This window comes from Roseibium limicola (genome assembly GCF_017313085.1).
GTDB classification, from domain to species: Bacteria; Pseudomonadota; Alphaproteobacteria; order Rhizobiales; family Stappiaceae; genus Roseibium; species Roseibium limicola.
Map to the genome: position 1 here is coordinate 557404 of NZ_JAFLNF010000001.1, position 16407 is coordinate 573810.

A 16407-nucleotide genomic window follows, 5' to 3' on the forward strand; every position below is an offset into this window, starting at 1 on the left:
CCAAATAGGACACGATATGTCTGGAACCGTTGCCGTCGTCACCGGCGCTGCTGGTGATATTGGCCTGGCCATCGCCCAGCGCCTTTCTCAAACGCACGACAAGATCCTTCTCGTTGACCTGAATGAAGAGGCGCTCGCCTCGATATCCAGAGACCTGGGGAATGCCTTCACGCCGCATGTGTGTGATGTCACCGATCCAACGGCTTGCAAAGCCATGGCGGCAAGTGCCATGGCCCTGGGCGGAGTGACCACGCTCGTCAACAACGCCGGCGCCGCACGGGCCGTCAGTCTCGGCGACACCACGCCAGAGATCTTCAAGCAGGACATGGTCCTCAACCTGGAGGCTTGTTATCTGACGTTTCAGGCGTTGGAATCCGCATTACGGGAAACCTCCGGCAGCGTTGTGAATATTGCATCGGTCAACGGTCTCGGTGTTTTTGGGCATCCAGCCTACAGCGCTGCGAAAGCCGGCATGGTGCATCTGACGAAGCTGATTGCCGTCGAGTATGGCAAATACGGCATTCGCAGCAATGCCGTCGCACCAGGAACTGTGCGCACCCAGGCCTGGGAAGAGCGTGCCGCCGCAAATCCCAACGTGTTCGAAGAAGCCAAGCGCTGGTATCCGCTGCAGCGTGTCGCCAGACCGCTCGACGTTGCAAACGCTGTGGCGTTTCTCTCCGGCCCCGAAGCGAGCGCCATTAGCGGCGTTTGCCTGCCCGTCGACTGCGGTCTTCTCGCCGGTCAGGCAGAACTCGCCCGAACCTTCAGCCAATCCGATCATTACTAAGACCAAGATTTCCAGAGGACGCCTTGATGAACTCCCCCGTATTCGTGCTCGAAAACAGCTGGCACCCTCTTGAGGGCAAATTGACCGGCGGTTTCTGTATGGTCCTTCACAATATGTCTGATGAAGCGATCAGCGGCTTCCGTCTGGTTTTCACCAGCCTGACCCGGGTGACCGAAGACGCTGTTTGCAACAACGCGATTTTCTCGCGCCGCAACGCCAACTTTCATGAAGTTACCCCGCCGGAGGGTTTTTCGCTCGCCCCGGGCGCCTCCTGGTCATTCCGCATCGACGGTCTGCATCGACCCGCCAAACACCGGACGGATGGGGCAAAGTCCGCCTATGTCACGCTGGCCGATGGAAGCCACCACACCTGCGCTGTGGGCGATCTGATGCTGGAAGGTCGACACAGCGAGCCCGCCCCCAAACTGCTGCCAGAAGGCAAGGTGAGCGAACCCTACTTCCTACAGCCTTGGCCGAAATCATCGAAGCTGTCGGCGGGCGAAACCTACCCGGTTGCTCTTTGCCTGGCCAATGAAGCCAGCCCGGAAGCCGCCAAGGCTGTGTATGGGGTTCAGACTCTGTTCCAGCGCCTCTTTCCCTCCGCACACGTTCCCTTCGCCCTGAAGCCTGTGAACGAGGGCCGTACACTTTCACTTGTTACTGATAGCACGCTCGAAGATGTCGCCTACAAGCTGACTTTCAGCCCGGAAGAAGTGGTTCTGACGTACTCCGCCAGCGCGGGCTTGCAATACGGACTGACGACGCTTGCCCAATTGCTGCACGGTGCGCGCATCGATCCCGATACTTTCAGCTTTCCGGTGGAAGGCACCATTGAGGATAGCCCACGCTACGGCTGGCGAGGGTGCCATCTCGACGTGTCACGGCAGTTCTTCCCGACAACGGATGTCACCCGACTTATCGACATCCTCGCCTGGTTCAAGTTGAACATCTTCCATTGGCACCTCAGCGACGACGAAGCCTGGCGCCTGGAGATCAAGGCCTATCCACAGCTCACGACACTCGGTGCAACCCGCGGCCCGGACGAAATTCTATTGCCGCAGCTCGGCAATGCGGCTGAACCAGTCGCAGGCTTCTACTCCCAGGAAGAGGTCAAGGCAATCGTCGCGCATGCCGCCTCGCTCAGCATTGAGGTCATTCCGGAAATAGACATTCCAGGCCATAATGCGGCTACGCTAGCCGTACTGCAGCATCTTACCGATGGTCAGGAAGCGCCCGACAGCTATCATTCGGTCCAGGGTTTTCCCAACAATGCACTTAATCCGGCGATCGAAGAAACCTATGAATTCCTCGCCAAGGTCTTCGATGAAATCGTCCCTCTCTTCCCGAGCAAGTATCTCCACATAGGGGGCGACGAAGTGGCGGACGGATCCTGGATGACCTCGCCTCTCGCCAAAAAGCTGATGCAGGAAGAGGGGCTGGATGGCACCTTCGGACTTCAGTCCTATTTCATGAAACGCATTCAACAAATGTTGGCCGAGCGCGGGCGCCAGCTGGCCGGTTGGGATGAGGTTGCTCACGGTGGCGGGGTAGATCCTACTGGCACCCTGCTCATGGCCTGGCAAAAGCCGGAGGTCGGAATTGCCTTGGCGAAACAGGGCTATGATGTGGTCATGACCCCTGGTCAGGCCTATTACCTTGACATGGTCCAGGACGACGCCTGGCAAGAACCGGGCGCCAGTTGGGCGGGCACCGTTCCCCCTGCCCACAGCTATGCCTATGAGGCGGAGGGCGACTTCCCCGAGGAGCTGCGCCCTCACATGAAAGGTGTCCAGGCCTGCATCTGGTGCGAGCACTTCCTCTCGACCGCCTATTTCAATCGCCTGGTCTTCCCGCGTCTGTGTGCCGTAGCTGAAGCAGGCTGGACACCAAAAGCCAACAAGGACTGGTTGCGCTTTGCCGCCATCGCTCCACATGCCCCGCAACTCTGAGGTCACAACTCATGCGTATCGCAGTTGGCGGCATTCATACAGAATGCAGCACCTACTCCCCTGTTCTGATGCAACCACAGGACTTTTTTGTCCTGCGGGGCGCAGATCTGTTTTCCGCGGATTACTTCTCGTTTCTCCTCACTCCGGGCAAAGACCTGCCCACGCCGGAGATCGCACCGCTCCTTCACGCCCGCGCTGTCCCGGGCGGTCCTCTGGCGCGCACGACATACGAAGGCTTCAAGGTGGAGTTTCTTGACCGCCTCCGTCAGGCACTTCCGGTGGATGCCGTCTATCTGGCGATGCATGGCGCCATGCATGTGGATGGCATTTTCGACGCAGAAGGCGACTGGATCTCTGCGGTACGTGAAGTCGTTGGGCCGGAAATGACGATAGCCGTCAGCTATGATCTGCATGGCAACGTCAGCCAGAAGATCATCGATCAGATCGATATCTTTGCAGCCTATCGCACGGCCCCGCACATCGACGTGCGCGAAACCATGATCCGCTCTTACGAAATGCTGCTAACGAGCCTGGAAACAGGCATCCGTCCGGGCGTTGCATGGGCAAAGATCCCCGTTCTTCTTCCCGGCGAACGCACCTCGACGGAAGACGCGCCAGCAGACGGACTTTATGACAAGCTGCCTCACCTCGACAAACTCGACGGCGTGCTGGACGCCAATCTTATGGTTGGCTACGTCTGGGCCGACGAGCCCCGCGCCACGGCCTGCGCTGTGGTGACTGGCACAGACCGGGCAGCTGCAGCAAAAGCGGCGGAAGCCATAGCAGCCTCCTATTGGGCAGCCCGCGAAGACTTCCGCTTTGGACCTGTGACAGGCCCGCTGGATGAGATGTTGGATATCGCCCAAAAGACCCAAACCAAACCTCTGATCCTTGCCGATTCCGGCGACAACCCGACAGGTGGCGGGGTTGGCGACAGAGCTGATGTTCTCAATGCCGTTCTGGAGCGTGGCATGCGCGATGTCCTCTTTGCAGGGATCACCGACAAACCTGCCGTCGACGCCTGCTTTGCTGCAGGTGAAGGCGCGAGGTTGACGCTTTCGATCGGCGCCTCCCTGGATCCGGCAGGAGGCTCCGTCAAAGTCGAGGCTAAGGTGATCCGTCTGGACAATCAGGCAGACAGCGCCCGTGATGAACGTCAGGCGGTGGTCGATGTGAAAGGCAACACCGTGGTGCTCGCGGCACGTCGCCGTCCCTATCACAATTTTGTCGACTTCGAGCGCCTCGACCTCGACCCACGTAGTGTTCCGATGCTGGTGGTAAAGTCCGGCTATCTTTCGCCGGATCTGGCTCCGATCTCAAACCCGAACCTGATGGCCCTCACCCAGGGTGTGGTCAATCAGGATATTGAGACACTGGCTAACGAACGGCGCGACGGTCCGGCCTATCCTTTCAACAAGGATTTCGAGTACAAACCCGAAGCTCGTTTCTCTGCTCGCTGGGCGGAGTAACCGTTTCCTATTCGATCAGCAGTTCAAATTCGGGCAACTGATCGCCCCACCCCCTGTCGGCTTTAGACACATGCTTGAAATGTATACGGCTGCCTGGCGCAATCCCCCTATCCGGGTTTGCGCCTTTGCCATTTTCTTCTTCGGCTTTTCCGGGGCGGCCATCGCCCCGTTTCAATCTGTCATTGCCATTCAGGAATTCGGCCTGAGCGATGCGGCTTATTCGGCGATTATCTTCACAGCAGCCATCGTCAATGTCGCTGCCAGCGTCCTCATCGGCATTCTGTCCGACCGCCTGGGCGAATACCGCAAAGCACTTTTGGTCGTCACCATGTTTGGCATAGTCGGCAACGGGCTGGTCTTCTTTGGCGCAAATAGCACTGCCTTTGTCATCGCTCTGCTTTTTCTGCTGCCGATTTTCGGGGCACTGAACTCACTCATATTCGCCAACGTCAAGGCTTTCTCCATCGGCCTCCCCTCCCGCGAACTCAGCGGCGTGAACTCCGCCGTCAGAGCCATGATCTCTCTGTCCTGGGTTCTGGTCCCCGGATTGATCGGCATTTTGCTGGCCAAGTCCGACAGCATGTTGCCCGCCTTCCTGGTTGCTGCTCTTGCCTGTGTTGTCTGCCTGGGTTTGTTCTTGTTTGCACTTCCCCCAGCACCGGCAGTCCACGAATCCCTGCGCCAGAATGTACGCTTTCGCGCTTCGCTGAAACGCATTGCCAAACCGGCTGTCTTCATACGATTGCTGGCGATTGCCCTGATCACCTCAACTCTTCACGTCAATGCAGCAGTCTTGCCGCTCGTCACGACAAAAATCGCTGGCGGCACGCTCGCGGATGTCGGTGTCGTCATCGGCATCGTCGCGGTGCTGGAGATCGTCTTCATTCTGTTCTGGGCGCGGCTTGAGCCAAAATTCGGTCCGGTCACGACGATCTGCGGGGGCTCATTGCTTTACGTTGCCTATCTTGTGCTGCTTGGACAGGCTTCGGCTCCATGGCATGTCTACGCGCTCTGTCTGCTAAGCGGCTTCGGCGCTGCGGCCATTATCAGTCTGCCGATAACCTATCTGCAGGAGTTGATCCCCGATCTTGCCGGCCTGGGAAGCTCGCTGATATCGGTCAACATGTTCCTCAGTGCCGGTCTCGGCTCGCTGATCTTTGGTCTCGGCACCTGGATCTCCGGATACGGTGGAACGTCAATCCTTGGTGGTCTGGCCGGTCTTACCGGAATTGCTCTTGTCTATGGTCTGGATAGAAAAAGATCTCACCCCACGCTCTAGGGAGTTGCTTCGATGCAGAATAAGCCCGTCTCTTCCGTCCTGCTTGAGGTCTGCGTTGACAGCACCGATGGGCTTGCTCAGGCCATCGCCGGCGGGGCTGACCGCATTGAACTGTGCTCGGCACTCTCCGTCGGCGGGCTAACTCCGTCAGCCGGGTTCATGAAAGAAGCAGCCAATAGCTCCATCCCTGTCTATCCACTGCTGCGGCCACGTGATGGAGACTTCTGTTACTCGGACGCCGAGCTGGATTGTCTGAAGGTCGATATCGACACCGTCCGCGCCAATGAACTCCCAGGCGTTGTGATCGGTGCCTCACGCGAAGATGGATCACTCGATGTCGGTGCCCTGAAATTGTTGGCAGATCACGCTCACGGTTTGGACATGACCCTTCACAGGGCATTCGACCTCGTCCCCGACATGAGAGAAGCTCTTGAAATTGCGATTGAACTAGGATTTTCGCGAATTCTGACGTCAGGCGGAGAGTCCTCCGCTGCTGATGGTCTAGAAACGCTTCAGCGCCTGCAGAAAGCTGCCAAAGGCCGGATCACGATCATGCCAGGGAGCGGTGTGAAACTTTCGAACATCGCAAAATTTCAGACGGGCCTAAAGCTGACGGAGATCCACTCATCCTGCTCCGTAAGTACAGCAGGAGCTGGCGGAAAAGTTCGCCAGCTCGGTTTTGAAACGGCAAATCCGAAAAAGACGGATGCTGCATTTGTTGCAAAGCTGAAGGCAGCGCTTTCGACGAACCGTTAAAGGTCGATGGAATTACGCGTGCGCGCCAGATGTTCACGTTCCTCGCGCAAACGCGCCAGGATCTTGGCATTGGACTTGAAACCGAAGTCGAACAAGTCACCGACCAGCGGCACGGTCCCAAGCAAGGAATCCACGACGACGTAGGACGCCATTTTGGCGATGGCTCGCTTTCGCGCACCACGTCTCACAGCTTCTGAAATGAGAAAGCACGAAAACGCAGCACCGGCCATGTCACCTACGAAGGGCACCAGCCCGACCAGGCCATCCAGACCGATATGAAAGGATGTGCCCGGCAATGCAAAACGCCGATCAAGCCAAAGTTCAAGCGTGTCGAGCTGCTCATCACTGAGCAGCCCGCGCTTACCGTCTTTGGCAACTGAGAAATCAGCTTGGGTCATCGTTTTGCAATGATCCAGACGGCATGAACAATCCCCGGAATGTATCCGCAAATCGTAAGAAGAATATTCAGCCAAAAGTGAAGACCAAGCCCGACCTGAAGGAACACACCGACAGGCGGAAGAAGGATGGCAAAAATAATGCGGATGATATCCATTTGATTACTGTCTCCTGATTACTGGTCTGGTAACGTCACAGTGGTATCTAGGTTCCAATAAATCCGCTGTTTTCATCATTTGAAATTCAGGCAGGCTTGGCAGACGCGCGTATAGCCTCACCACTGCAGCCCGCAGAAATCCCCGATGCGTTCAAGCGCAGGCGTGGCCACCATTCCGGATGGTTTTCCCGTACCCAGTCGCCCATGCGCTCAGCAAGCCGGGCATTCATCATCCACGCCTCAGTCGGACTGTCGGCCGTCGCGTAGAACATGATTTTTTGGGTGACGCTGGAATATTCATCGACGGTCACAAGAAGCAGTTCGTCCTCCAGCAGATGCTCCTCGTCCTTGACGATCTTCTCAAACACCTCACGTAGGACGCTTGGCTTGGCGGCGGGATCCAGCTCCAGCGAAAAAGTACGCGTTGTCTTGGCATCGGTCATCGTCCAATTCTCAAACGGGTGAGAAATGAAGTACTTCACCGGCACCACCAGTCGCCGACTGTCCCAGGCCCGCAAGGTGATGAAGGTGTAATAGATTGCCTCGACGTAACACCACTTGCCCTCATACTGGATGGCGTCGCCAATACGGATTGGCTTGGCGATCGCGATCTGGAGGCTGGCCAACAGATTTCCCAGAACCGTTTGACCGGCAATCCCCAGAACCACCGTGGCAACACCGGCGGAAGCCAGCAGCGACATACCCAGACTATCGAACAGGTTGAGCTGCATCAGCACCAACACCAGTGTCACGACCACAGCCACCAACAGGACATAGCGTCGGGCCGCATAGATGTTCGTGTAGAAATGTCGGCGGTCGGAATCACCTTCGCTATCCAGATCTCCGACGTATCTCTCCGTCACCAGCTCAAGCGTCGCATCGATCGCCCGCAAAACGGCCAGCGTCAGACAAAAAATAATGGTGGCCAGCAGCGTTGGCGTCAAAAACGATGTGATCGGCCCGGAGAAGCTGAGGAGAGTTTCAAGCAGGTTCTGCAGCAGAAGTGCCGTCAGCGCCATCGCCAACGGCGTCCGCACTTTGTGCGAGGCGCGTTTGACCCAATTGATTGGCGTGCGGCGTGCTACAGCCTCGATAACCCGCTGCATAACAAGAAAACAGCCAACGGCCAGCGACAGAAGGATAGGCAGCACCAGCAACTCCCAAACCCGAACGTTGCCGATAGCTTCTCCTCTGAGCGGCTCTGGAATATGGCGAATAAGCCAGGCAGGGCCATACAGCTCATAGAGTTTCGGGATATTGGCGACAGTCTGCGGAGAAAAAAGCCAGACTGCTTCTCCTTCCTCGGGCTTGAACCGCGAAATGCTGATGGTTCTCGGACGGCCGCGCACTGCAAGTTCTGCAATGGACAGCGTCCTGCGCGGTTTGCCTGCAAAAGGATGACTGGACGCCAGATTGACATTCATCCCGTCCGGACGCTCGGGCAAGGAAGACCAGTCAATCACAACGCGACGTTGAAGCACATCCGCCAGCTTATGCGCCAGCTCCGCTCCAAGCGCCGCCTGCTGCTTCTCGTCCAGATCGTTCAGGTTGAGATGCTGAGCCGCTTCAGCGAAGCGTTCGTTTTCAGTCAGATTCAGGAACTGCTTGATCAGATCCCGTGGCGTCTGGGCACGCGCGGCCAGTGCGTCATCGAGACCAGGGTTCAAGCCCTCAACTTCATACCAGACGTCGGCGGAGTTTTCTTGTGCTTCCACGGTCGGAGCAAACAAGGAGGCCAGCCCGATGAACACAAGCATCGCAACCCGAAGCAGCCACCAGCGCTTTGGAGCTCCGACCCAACCATCCTCGCGCAACGCCTTGATCACCCTGATTGCCCCCGCAAAGTCTGAATACCGTTTGAAACTTACCGGGCGAATGCCTCGCCAGATTAAAGGTTCCAATAAACCCGGGCCCAAAAACAAATGCCCCACTTTCAAAAAAGCGGGGCATTCATGGATTTCAGAGCATCATAACTGTCAGATCTAAAAATCAGCCGACGATCATCTGCTTCATCTGCAGGCTTTCATATTCAAGTTCGAGCAAGCGCTGATTGACCACATCGCCGATACTGATCATGCCAGCCAGCTTCCCGGCTTCGATCACAGGCATATGGCGGAAACGCCCGTCATTCATGCCCTTGAGGACAGAATCCAGCGTATCAGCCGGATCACAGGTCACCACGTCACGGGTCATCAGCCCCTCGACCAGCTGCGGCAAGGTCTGCCCAGGTGTCTCGGCAAGTTTGCGCACAATGTCACGCTCCGACAAAATGCCGATCAGCGCGCCTGCTTCGTCGACGACCAGAAGCGCGCCAATATGCTTTTCGCGAAGAATGCCGACTGCGGTCGCTACGGTATCTCCCGGACGAACAGAGATAACCACCTTGCCTTTCCTCTCCAGGATTTTGGCAACTGTGCTGGTTTCAGACGGCATGTTGGTATCAACCGACTGGCTGACCGTCTTGCCCGGTTTTTTGTCGCCTCGTGAAGGCTGCTGATAGGAACTGGGTGCCATCAGGTGATCTCCCTTTATTCTGCTTCAGCTAAATGACGCTTGAGCTTACGTCAGGTTTCACGGAGACGGAATTTAATTTGACCTTGCGGGAAGTTTTTTCGCACGTCTAGCTTTCCGACAGCCGCCTTTCCAAGCAAAAACGGAGATGGCGTTGTCGCCATCCCCGTTCAAACGTCTTACTGGAATGAGGGAATTCTTCCCGCTCAGACCGTCTTTTTATCGCGGTAGTGCAGCACAGTCAGCGCGACCAGCGTTACCAGCGCCCCAGACAAAAGATAATATCCAGCTGAGGCCAATCCGAATTCAAGCGTCAATGACATTGCCACCAGCGGTGCAAAGGCTGCGCCGAAAATCCACGACAGATTGGTTGCCAGCGCACTGCCTGTGTAGCGATAAGCTTTCTGGAAGCGGTTCGGCAGGATGGCACTCGCCTGACCATAAGACAGCCCCAGCAGGAAGAACCCGATGAACAGGTAGGCTTGCCCGGTCTCGAACAGATTGGTGATCAGAAAGCTGTAAGCCCCGATGAGCACGGAAGTCACAGCCAGCATCCGACGGCGCCCGAAGCGGTCGGAAAGAACGCCCGACAAGACCACACCGGGAAGAAACACTGCTCCACCGATCAACACCAGAAGCAGGAATTCCGAGATCGGCTGTCCCGCTTCCAGATAGGCATAAGCCAGAGGAAACACAGAGACCATATGCATCAGCGCGTAGCTTGCCAGGGGCAGGAAAGTCGCCAGCAGCACGTCACGCCAATGCACGGACAGCATTTCGAAGAATGGGCTCGGCTTCATTTCCTGATCCACCTTCATGACCGCATGGTCATCGGAATGGATCAGCTGAAGGCGAGCAAAAAGCGATACGACATTCACCGCCAAAACTGCGAAGAATGGCCAACGCCAGCCCCATTGAACAAACTCTTCTTCCGTCAGAAAGCCAGTCAGAACGTAAAAGATCGCCACAGCCACACACATGCCAATAGGTGCGCCAAGCTGCGGGATCATCGCATACCAGCCGCGCCGATTTTCCGGAGCATTGTTCTGCAGCATCAAGGTCAGACCATCCCAGGACCCACCCAGTCCAATGCCCTGCCCGATCCGCAGAAGAACAAGCAACACCGGCGCCGTTATGCCGACAGAGGCGTAGCTCGGCAGCAAGCCGATCGCCATTGTCGAGGCGCATAGAACAACCAGAGCCACGGTGATCTTGCCCGATCGCCCAATGCTTCTTTCCAGATACTTGAACCCCTGGCTGGCGATAGGACGCACCAGAAAGGCCAGCGGGAAGATCATGAAGGAATAAAGGATCCCCATTTCCCGCGAGACTTCCGGAAAGAACACCTGCGGGAACACAAGAACCGAAGCAAAGGCGTAGACGAAAAAGCCGAAGTGATCGGTCACCCGCGCCATGATGACGGTGACAAGAAGCTCATCCAACACCTGACGGCGCTCGCCGTCCGTGACTGGCTTTTCGTTATAGGCGACTTCCATTGGTTTCCTCCCTTACGGGCGCACAGAGTTGCAAGGCAAATGCCGGTTGGTTGGTATCCTGACCGGCCACTTGTGCAGCGCCGAGTACTGTGTCGAACAGCAGCTTCAAAGCGCAACGTTAGAACTGATAATAGCGCCATATCTCACGGACGCCGACAAGTTCCAAATCATTTCCTGCAGATTTTGCTGCGACGCAATAGCACGTTGCGTCGTTGTGGCTGTTCTTATAAAAGCGAAAGAATGGCAACGTGATAAGAAATTTATACGTTGTTTACCAATGGTTTACAGAAAAAACTAACCGCTTCTCCCATAAGCCCTTGTGCAAGATCTGATCCCATGAAGTTTGTGAAACACGCCCTCCTCCTCACCGTGGCGTCACTGCTTAGCGGCTGCAACATGGTTGTGATGTCCCCCTCCGGCGACATCGCGCAGCAACAAAGCGATCTGATCGTCTACGCAACGATTCTCATGTTGATTGTCGTTCTGCCGGTCATGGCCCTGACGGTTTTCTTCGCCATCAAATACCGGTCTTCCAACAAGGAAGCAGCCTATGAGCCTGATTGGCATCATTCGACCAGTCTCGAGATCGTCATTTGGGCAGTCCCGATGGCAATCATCTTGTGTCTGGCAGGCCTGACCTGGGTCGCCACACACCGACTTGACCCCTACCAGCCTCTCTCGCGGATCTCCGTCGACAAGTCCATTGACGAGACGGTTGAGCCCCTTGTCATCCAGGCCGTCGCCATGGATTGGAAATGGCTGTTTATCTATCCTGAATATGGCATTGCCACAGTCAATGAGGCAGCAGCCCCCGTCGACCGGCCGATCAGGTTCGAGATCACCTCCTCCACAGTGATGAACTCGCTCTATATTCCCGCGCTCGCTGGACAGATTTACGCCATGGCCGGAATGCAGACGGAACTCAACGCCGTCCTCAACCATCCGGGTGAGTTCAAGGGCTTCGGTGCCAATTACAGTGGCCTCGGCTTCACGCACATGAACTTCAAGTTTCACGGTATCGACGATGCCGGGTTCGAAAAGTGGGTCGACAAGGTGCGTGACGGCGCTGAGCAGGATCTCGGCAGGCACGAGTTCCTGGTACTTGATCAGCCGACGATCTCCCACCCGGTGACCTATTACGGATCCGTCGACCCGGAGCTGTGGACTGCGGTCATCAACCAATGTGTTGACGAAAATGAGCTCTGCCAGAACGACATGATGATGGTGGACGCCCTGGGCGGCGGCGGTCTGAAAGGTCTGACCATGCGCGAGCTTTTCGCCGGCATCTGCACTTCCGACAATCCTGCTGGTCTTCTGACTGGCCTGCAGGGCACGGAAAATGCAGCAGTCTCCGAAACCGGGACGCGCAAACTTTCTCTGGTCAAACTTGATCTGAATGCCTTCGGACTGCCCGACGCTTCGCAGCGCCGACACGCGACTGAAAAGAACTGAAGAACAAACCTCTGTCGGACTGCCGAGACGGCGTGCTGAGCACCCCCGGCGTCCGCGAAGCATATTGAGGACAATATGGCAGGTGCACATCTCTCCGAGGGAGTGGATTACTCCCGTTGGGATCCAATTTTCGGGAAACTGGGGTGGGACGTCTTCCCGTTTCAGGAGCCCGTGGTTCTCGTAACTTTCATTGCTGTTGTCCTGGGCGGCCTCGCCGTTCTCGGGATCCTGACCTACTTCCGCGTCTGGCGGTATTTGTGGAGCGAATGGTTCACCAGCATCGACCACAAGAAAATCGGCATCATGTATATGGTGCTCGCACTTGTGATGCTGCTGCGCGGCTTTGCCGATGCGCTGCTTATGCGCATTCAGCAGGCCTGGACGGCGAGCGGCGGTGCTGGCTATCTAGAGCCGCACCACTACGATCAGATCTTCACCGCACACGGCATGATCATGATCTTCTTCGTGGCCATGCCATTCATCACGGGCTTGATGAACTTCGTCATGCCCCTGCAGATTGGCGCCCGAGACGTCGCCTTCCCGTTCCTGAACAACTTCAGCTTCTGGCTGACAACATCAGGCGCGGTCCTCGTGATGATCTCGCTGTTCGTCGGTGAATTTGCAACAACCGGCTGGCTGGCGTATCCGCCTCTCTCAGGCATCCAGTTCAGTCCCAGCGTCGGTGTCGACTATTACATCTGGGCTCTGCAAATCGCAGGCATCGGGACAACACTGAGCGGCATCAATCTGGTGGTCACCCTCGTCAAGATGCGTGCGCCGGGAATGGACTACATGAAGATGCCGATCTTCTGTTGGACCGCTCTGTGCACCAACATCCTGATCGTCGCCACCTTCCCGATTCTGACGGCAACACTGGTTCTGTTGTCCCTCGACCGCTATCTCGGCACCCATTTCTTCACCAATGATCTCGGCGGCAACCCGATGATGTATGTGAACCTGATCTGGATCTGGGGGCACCCGGAAGTCTACATTCTCACCTTGCCGGTCTTCGGCGTCTATTCCGAGATCGTCGCGACCTTCTGCGGCAAGCGTCTGTTTGGCTACACTTCCATGGTCTATGCGACCCTGGTGATCACCATTCTGTCCTATCTGGTCTGGCTGCACCATTTCTTCACGATGGGAGCCGGAGCCGATGTCAACTCGTTCTTCGGCATCACCACCATGGTGATCTCGATCCCGACGGGTGCGAAGCTCTTCAACTGGCTGTTCACCCTCTATAAGGGGCGCATCCGGTTCGAACTGCCGATGATGTGGACCATCGCTTTCATGCTGACATTCGTGATCGGCGGAATGACCGGCGTACTGCTCGCCGTACCACCGGCAGACTATGTGCTGCACAACAGCCTGTTCCTGGTCGCTCACTTCCACAACGTGATCATCGGCGGCGTTGTTTTCGGTGTCTTTGCCGCCATGAGCTACTGGTTCCCGAAGGCCTTCGGTTTCACACTGGAACCATTCTGGGGCAAAGTCTCCTTCTGGTGCTGGGTTGTCGGTTTCTACCTGGCCTTCATGCCGCTCTACGTCCTCGGCCTGATGGGCGTCACACGCCGCCTCAGTCAGTTTGAGGACACGTTCTACTCCGGATACTTCATCACCGCTCTGCTTGGAGCGCTGCTGATTGCCGCCGGTATCGGTGCGTTCCTGATCCAGCTCTTCGTCAGCATCCGCAACAAGGATGCCTTGCGCGATACCACAGGCGATCCCTGGGGTGGCCGGACGCTGGAATGGTCAACATCATCTCCGCCGCCGTATTACAATTTCGCCTTTACGCCGAAGGTGCATCAGATCGATGCCTGGTGGCATATGAAGTCGGCAGGCTATGAACGTCCCACGGAGAACTTCGAGCCCATCCATATGCCCCGTTACACGGCGACTGGCATCATTATGGCAGGCATCATCACCGTGATGGGCTTCGCACTGATCTGGCACATCTGGTGGCTGGCGCTCGTGACATTGATCGTCACCGTCGCTTACGCCATCGACCACACCTTCAACTACAATCGCGACTACTACGTCCAGGCGGACGAAGTGGCCAAGATCGAAGGCGGGCGGTCCCAACTTCTGATTGCGGGAGCGAAAGAGTCATGAGCACTGAACAATCCGCTGACGCCGTCGAGTTCTATGTCCGCTCCGAGCAGCATGACGGCGAAGAGCATCATCATGAAACCGGAACCATGCTTGGGTTCTGGGTCTACCTGATGAGCGATTGCCTGATCTTCGGGTCGCTCTTCGCAGTCTATGCCGTGCTGGGTCAGAACTACGCTGCGGGCCCCTCCCCGGCAGACCTGTTTGAGATCGAGATGATCCTCGTCTCGACCTTCATGTTGCTGTTTTCCTCCATCACCTACGGCTTCTCCGTTCTGCGAATGGAGAAAGGCGACTTGAAGGGAATGCAGCTCTGGCTGATCGTCACCGGGCTTTTCGGACTGGCCTTCCTCGGCCTTGAAGTGAAGGAATTCACCCATCTGTGGCACCTCGGTGCGACACCGATGGCGAGTGCCTTCCTGTCGTCCTTCTATGCTCTGGTCGGCACCCATGGCCTGCACGTCACCGTTGGCTGCATCTGGCTCGTGGTTCTCATGACTCAGTTGCAGTTGCATGGGATCACGCCGGAGAACAAGCGTCGAGTGCTGTGCCTGAGCATGTTCTGGCACTTCCTGGACCTGATCTGGATCGGGGTGTTTTCCTTTGTCTATCTCGCAGGAGTTCTCGTATGAGCGCCTCGTCCAACTCCACCCATGACAACCACCATGGCGGGGGTCATGGGACCCTTCGGTCCTACATGGTCGGCTTCATCCTGTCGGTCGTCCTGACCGTCATCCCGTTCTGGCTCGTTCTGGGCGATGTCTTTGACAACAAGACCTTGGCCATCGGCATTGTCTTCGCGCTTGGCGCTGTCCAGATGATCGTGCACATCTTCTACTTCCTGCATGTCACCTTTCGTGCAGAAGAAGGATGGCTGGTCATGTCCCTGTCGTTCACGGTCCTGCTGGTCGTGATCGTACTGTCAGGCTCGGTCTGGGTGATGTACCACCTGGATGAAAACATGATGCCGTCGCACGACCAGATCGAACAGGTCAAGCAACTGCCATAAACAGCGGAATGCGAGGAGAAACACATGACGGATTGGCGGAAACGCCGGCGGACAAACCTGTTTCTCCTCGCCCTTGGCGCGCTGTCCATCGCGTGCCTTATACTTCTGGGCAATTGGCAGATGCGCCGGCTGACCTGGAAAAACGCTCTCGTCACGGCTGTTGAAACCCGGGCGCATGGCGCCCCCGAAACAGCGCCCACACGGGACCGCTGGCCTACTGTCAGCGCAGAGACCCACGCCTATTTGCGGGTCAGGGCGACCGGTCGCTTTCTGCCAAACATGGATATCTCGGTAAAGGCCGTCACTGACCTGGGTCCGGGCTACTGGATCATGTCCCCGTTGCAGCGGCAAAACGGCGAAATCATCTGGATCAACCGTGGCTTCCTGCCCCCACCGCGCCGAGACCTGAAAAACCAGGCACCTCGCCCGACGGGCAAGGTTACCATCATCGGCCTTTTGCGCTTGAGTGAACCTGTTGGGACGCTGCTTCAGGACAATGACCCAGCTCAGAACCACTGGTTCTCGCGCGATGTCGATGCGTTCTCGCAAGACAAGGGTCTGGCCGCCCCGGCACCCTATTTCATCGACGCCGAACGGGATGCTTCATCCGCAGACGGCCCACGCGGCGGGCTGACAAAGATCAGTTTCCGCAACAACCATCTGCAATATGCGCTGACGTGGTATGCGATGGCACTCGGGCTGACTGCGGCTATCGGCTACATCATCTGGCTGGCGCGTTCCAGGCGCGGCAGCGATGCCGAATGATGAAATTCGGGGAAAAAGAAACGTCGAAACGGCCTATGCAGGCTGATCGATATTGTTCAGCATCTTCCGGGCGCGCGGACATTGCAGTTTCTCGATCAAGGGGCTGTCCGGATCAATGTCCTTCTTGCACACGACGCATTTGTCAGTGCCCGAGATGGCATTCAAGCCGCCGCAGCTGCCCTTGATCGTCCGTCCCTTGAAAATGACGCCAAGCGCCATTCCGGCGACAACCAAAACCAGAAGAACAAATGCGAGGAGGAAGGTAGCCATTGATC

16 protein-coding genes are annotated in these 16407 nt (G+C 56.8%); 10 read left to right on the forward strand and 6 right to left on the reverse strand.

The features are described from left to right. Nucleotides 1–16: 16 nt before the first annotated feature. The 5 genes from J0X15_RS02430 (at nucleotide 17) to J0X15_RS02450 (ending at nucleotide 6240) form a co-directional block, all read left to right on the forward strand. Complete coding sequence (locus J0X15_RS02430) at nucleotides 17–787, forward strand: SDR family oxidoreductase (protein WP_206937929.1); 771 nt, start codon at nucleotides 17–19, stop codon at nucleotides 785–787. 26 nt (nucleotides 788–813) lie between these two features. Continuing rightward, nucleotides 814–2736, forward strand: a complete 1923-nt coding sequence (locus J0X15_RS02435; RefSeq protein ID WP_206937930.1) for a beta-N-acetylhexosaminidase — start codon at nucleotides 814–816, stop codon at nucleotides 2734–2736. An 11-nt stretch (nucleotides 2737–2747) separates the two neighbouring features. Next, nucleotides 2748–4205 carry a M81 family metallopeptidase gene (locus J0X15_RS02440; protein ID WP_206937931.1) on the forward strand — a complete coding sequence of 486 codons (1458 nt, stop codon included), beginning with the start codon at nucleotides 2748–2750 and terminating at the stop codon, nucleotides 4203–4205. A gap of 70 nt (nucleotides 4206–4275) precedes the next feature. Then, nucleotides 4276–5484 (forward strand): MFS transporter, encoded by a 1209-nt coding sequence (locus J0X15_RS02445; protein ID WP_206937933.1) that lies wholly within the window; start codon nucleotides 4276–4278, stop codon nucleotides 5482–5484. A gap of 12 nt (nucleotides 5485–5496) precedes the next feature. Beyond that, on the forward strand, nucleotides 5497–6240 hold the full coding sequence (locus tag J0X15_RS02450) for a copper homeostasis protein CutC (protein ID WP_206937935.1): 744 nt from the start codon (nucleotides 5497–5499) through the stop codon (nucleotides 6238–6240). On the opposite strand, the gene J0X15_RS02455 is transcribed toward J0X15_RS02450, so the two are convergent. The 5 genes from J0X15_RS02455 to J0X15_RS02475 form a co-directional block, all read right to left on the reverse strand. Then, the gene (locus J0X15_RS02455; protein ID WP_206937936.1) at nucleotides 6237–6638 is read right to left on the reverse strand and encodes a DUF4112 domain-containing protein; all 402 of its coding nucleotides are present in this window, start codon (nucleotides 6636–6638) and stop codon (nucleotides 6237–6239) included. The genes J0X15_RS02450 and J0X15_RS02455 overlap by 4 nt on opposite strands. Then, a complete protein-coding gene (locus J0X15_RS02460) occupies nucleotides 6635–6793 on the reverse strand; it encodes a YqaE/Pmp3 family membrane protein (RefSeq protein WP_206937938.1) in 159 nt (52 codons plus the stop codon). The genes J0X15_RS02455 and J0X15_RS02460 overlap by 4 nt, the downstream gene beginning before the upstream one ends. 86 nt (nucleotides 6794–6879) lie before the next feature. Continuing rightward, nucleotides 6880–8619 carry a mechanosensitive ion channel family protein gene (locus J0X15_RS20330; protein WP_206937940.1) on the reverse strand — a complete coding sequence of 580 codons (1740 nt, stop codon included), beginning with the start codon at nucleotides 8617–8619 and terminating at the stop codon, nucleotides 6880–6882. A gap of 163 nt (nucleotides 8620–8782) precedes the next feature. Further along, nucleotides 8783–9307 (reverse strand): CBS domain-containing protein, encoded by a 525-nt coding sequence (locus J0X15_RS02470; protein ID WP_206937941.1) that lies wholly within the window; start codon nucleotides 9305–9307, stop codon nucleotides 8783–8785. Nucleotides 9308–9510: 203 nt separating this feature from the next. Beyond that, entirely contained in the window at nucleotides 9511–10800 is a 1290-nt protein-coding gene (locus tag J0X15_RS02475; protein WP_206937942.1) for an MFS transporter, read from the reverse strand. 336 nt (nucleotides 10801–11136) lie between these two features. Between J0X15_RS02475 and cyoA the strand changes: the two genes are divergently transcribed. The 5 genes from cyoA (at nucleotide 11137) to J0X15_RS02500 (ending at nucleotide 16132) form a co-directional block, all read left to right on the forward strand. Beyond that, entirely contained in the window at nucleotides 11137–12252 is a 1116-nt protein-coding gene (gene cyoA / locus J0X15_RS02480; RefSeq protein WP_206937943.1) for a ubiquinol oxidase subunit II, read from the forward strand. Nucleotides 12253–12327: 75 nt separating this feature from the next. Further along, nucleotides 12328–14361: a cytochrome o ubiquinol oxidase subunit I gene (gene cyoB, locus J0X15_RS02485; RefSeq protein WP_206937944.1), complete on the forward strand. Its 2034-nt coding sequence runs from the start codon at nucleotides 12328–12330 to the stop codon at nucleotides 14359–14361. Further along, nucleotides 14358–14990 (forward strand): cytochrome o ubiquinol oxidase subunit III, encoded by a 633-nt coding sequence (cyoC, locus tag J0X15_RS02490; RefSeq protein WP_206937945.1) that lies wholly within the window; start codon nucleotides 14358–14360, stop codon nucleotides 14988–14990. The genes cyoB and cyoC overlap by 4 nt, the downstream gene beginning before the upstream one ends. Then, nucleotides 14987–15367 (forward strand): cytochrome o ubiquinol oxidase subunit IV, encoded by a 381-nt coding sequence (gene cyoD / locus J0X15_RS02495; RefSeq protein ID WP_206937946.1) that lies wholly within the window; start codon nucleotides 14987–14989, stop codon nucleotides 15365–15367. Before cyoC ends, cyoD begins: the two co-directional genes overlap by 4 nt. Nucleotides 15368–15391: 24 nt before the next feature. After that, a complete protein-coding gene (locus J0X15_RS02500) occupies nucleotides 15392–16132 on the forward strand; it encodes an SURF1 family protein (protein WP_206937947.1) in 741 nt (246 codons plus the stop codon). A 33-nt stretch (nucleotides 16133–16165) separates the two neighbouring features. On the opposite strand, the gene nqrM is transcribed toward J0X15_RS02500, so the two are convergent. Continuing rightward, a complete protein-coding gene (gene nqrM, locus J0X15_RS02505; protein WP_206937948.1) occupies nucleotides 16166–16402 on the reverse strand; it encodes a (Na+)-NQR maturation NqrM in 237 nt (78 codons plus the stop codon). Nucleotides 16403–16407 lie beyond the last annotated feature (5 nt).

Bases quoted from the DNA above. Each gene is read 5' to 3' on its own strand.
- J0X15_RS02430 (WP_206937929.1), top strand. From the start codon at position 17: ATGTCTGGAACCGTTGCCGTCGTCACCGGCGCTGCTGGTGATATTGGC.
- J0X15_RS02435 (WP_206937930.1), top strand. From the start codon at position 814: ATGAACTCCCCCGTATTCGTGCTCGAAAACAGCTGGCACCCTCTTGAG.
- J0X15_RS02440 (WP_206937931.1), top strand. From the start codon at position 2,748: ATGCGTATCGCAGTTGGCGGCATTCATACAGAATGCAGCACCTACTCC.
- J0X15_RS02445 (WP_206937933.1), top strand. From the start codon at position 4,276: ATGCTTGAAATGTATACGGCTGCCTGGCGCAATCCCCCTATCCGGGTT.
- J0X15_RS02450 (WP_206937935.1), top strand. From the start codon at position 5,497: ATGCAGAATAAGCCCGTCTCTTCCGTCCTGCTTGAGGTCTGCGTTGAC.
- J0X15_RS02455 (WP_206937936.1), bottom strand. From the start codon at position 6,638: ATGACCCAAGCTGATTTCTCAGTTGCCAAAGACGGTAAGCGCGGGCTG.
- J0X15_RS02460 (WP_206937938.1), bottom strand. From the start codon at position 6,793: ATGGATATCATCCGCATTATTTTTGCCATCCTTCTTCCGCCTGTCGGT.
- J0X15_RS02470 (WP_206937941.1), bottom strand. From the start codon at position 9,307: ATGGCACCCAGTTCCTATCAGCAGCCTTCACGAGGCGACAAAAAACCG.
- J0X15_RS02475 (WP_206937942.1), bottom strand. From the start codon at position 10,800: ATGGAAGTCGCCTATAACGAAAAGCCAGTCACGGACGGCGAGCGCCGT.
- cyoA (WP_206937943.1), top strand. From the start codon at position 11,137: ATGAAGTTTGTGAAACACGCCCTCCTCCTCACCGTGGCGTCACTGCTT.
- cyoB (WP_206937944.1), top strand. From the start codon at position 12,328: ATGGCAGGTGCACATCTCTCCGAGGGAGTGGATTACTCCCGTTGGGAT.
- cyoC (WP_206937945.1), top strand. From the start codon at position 14,358: ATGAGCACTGAACAATCCGCTGACGCCGTCGAGTTCTATGTCCGCTCC.
- cyoD (WP_206937946.1), top strand. From the start codon at position 14,987: ATGAGCGCCTCGTCCAACTCCACCCATGACAACCACCATGGCGGGGGT.
- J0X15_RS02500 (WP_206937947.1), top strand. From the start codon at position 15,392: ATGACGGATTGGCGGAAACGCCGGCGGACAAACCTGTTTCTCCTCGCC.
- nqrM (WP_206937948.1), bottom strand. From the start codon at position 16,402: ATGGCTACCTTCCTCCTCGCATTTGTTCTTCTGGTTTTGGTTGTCGCC.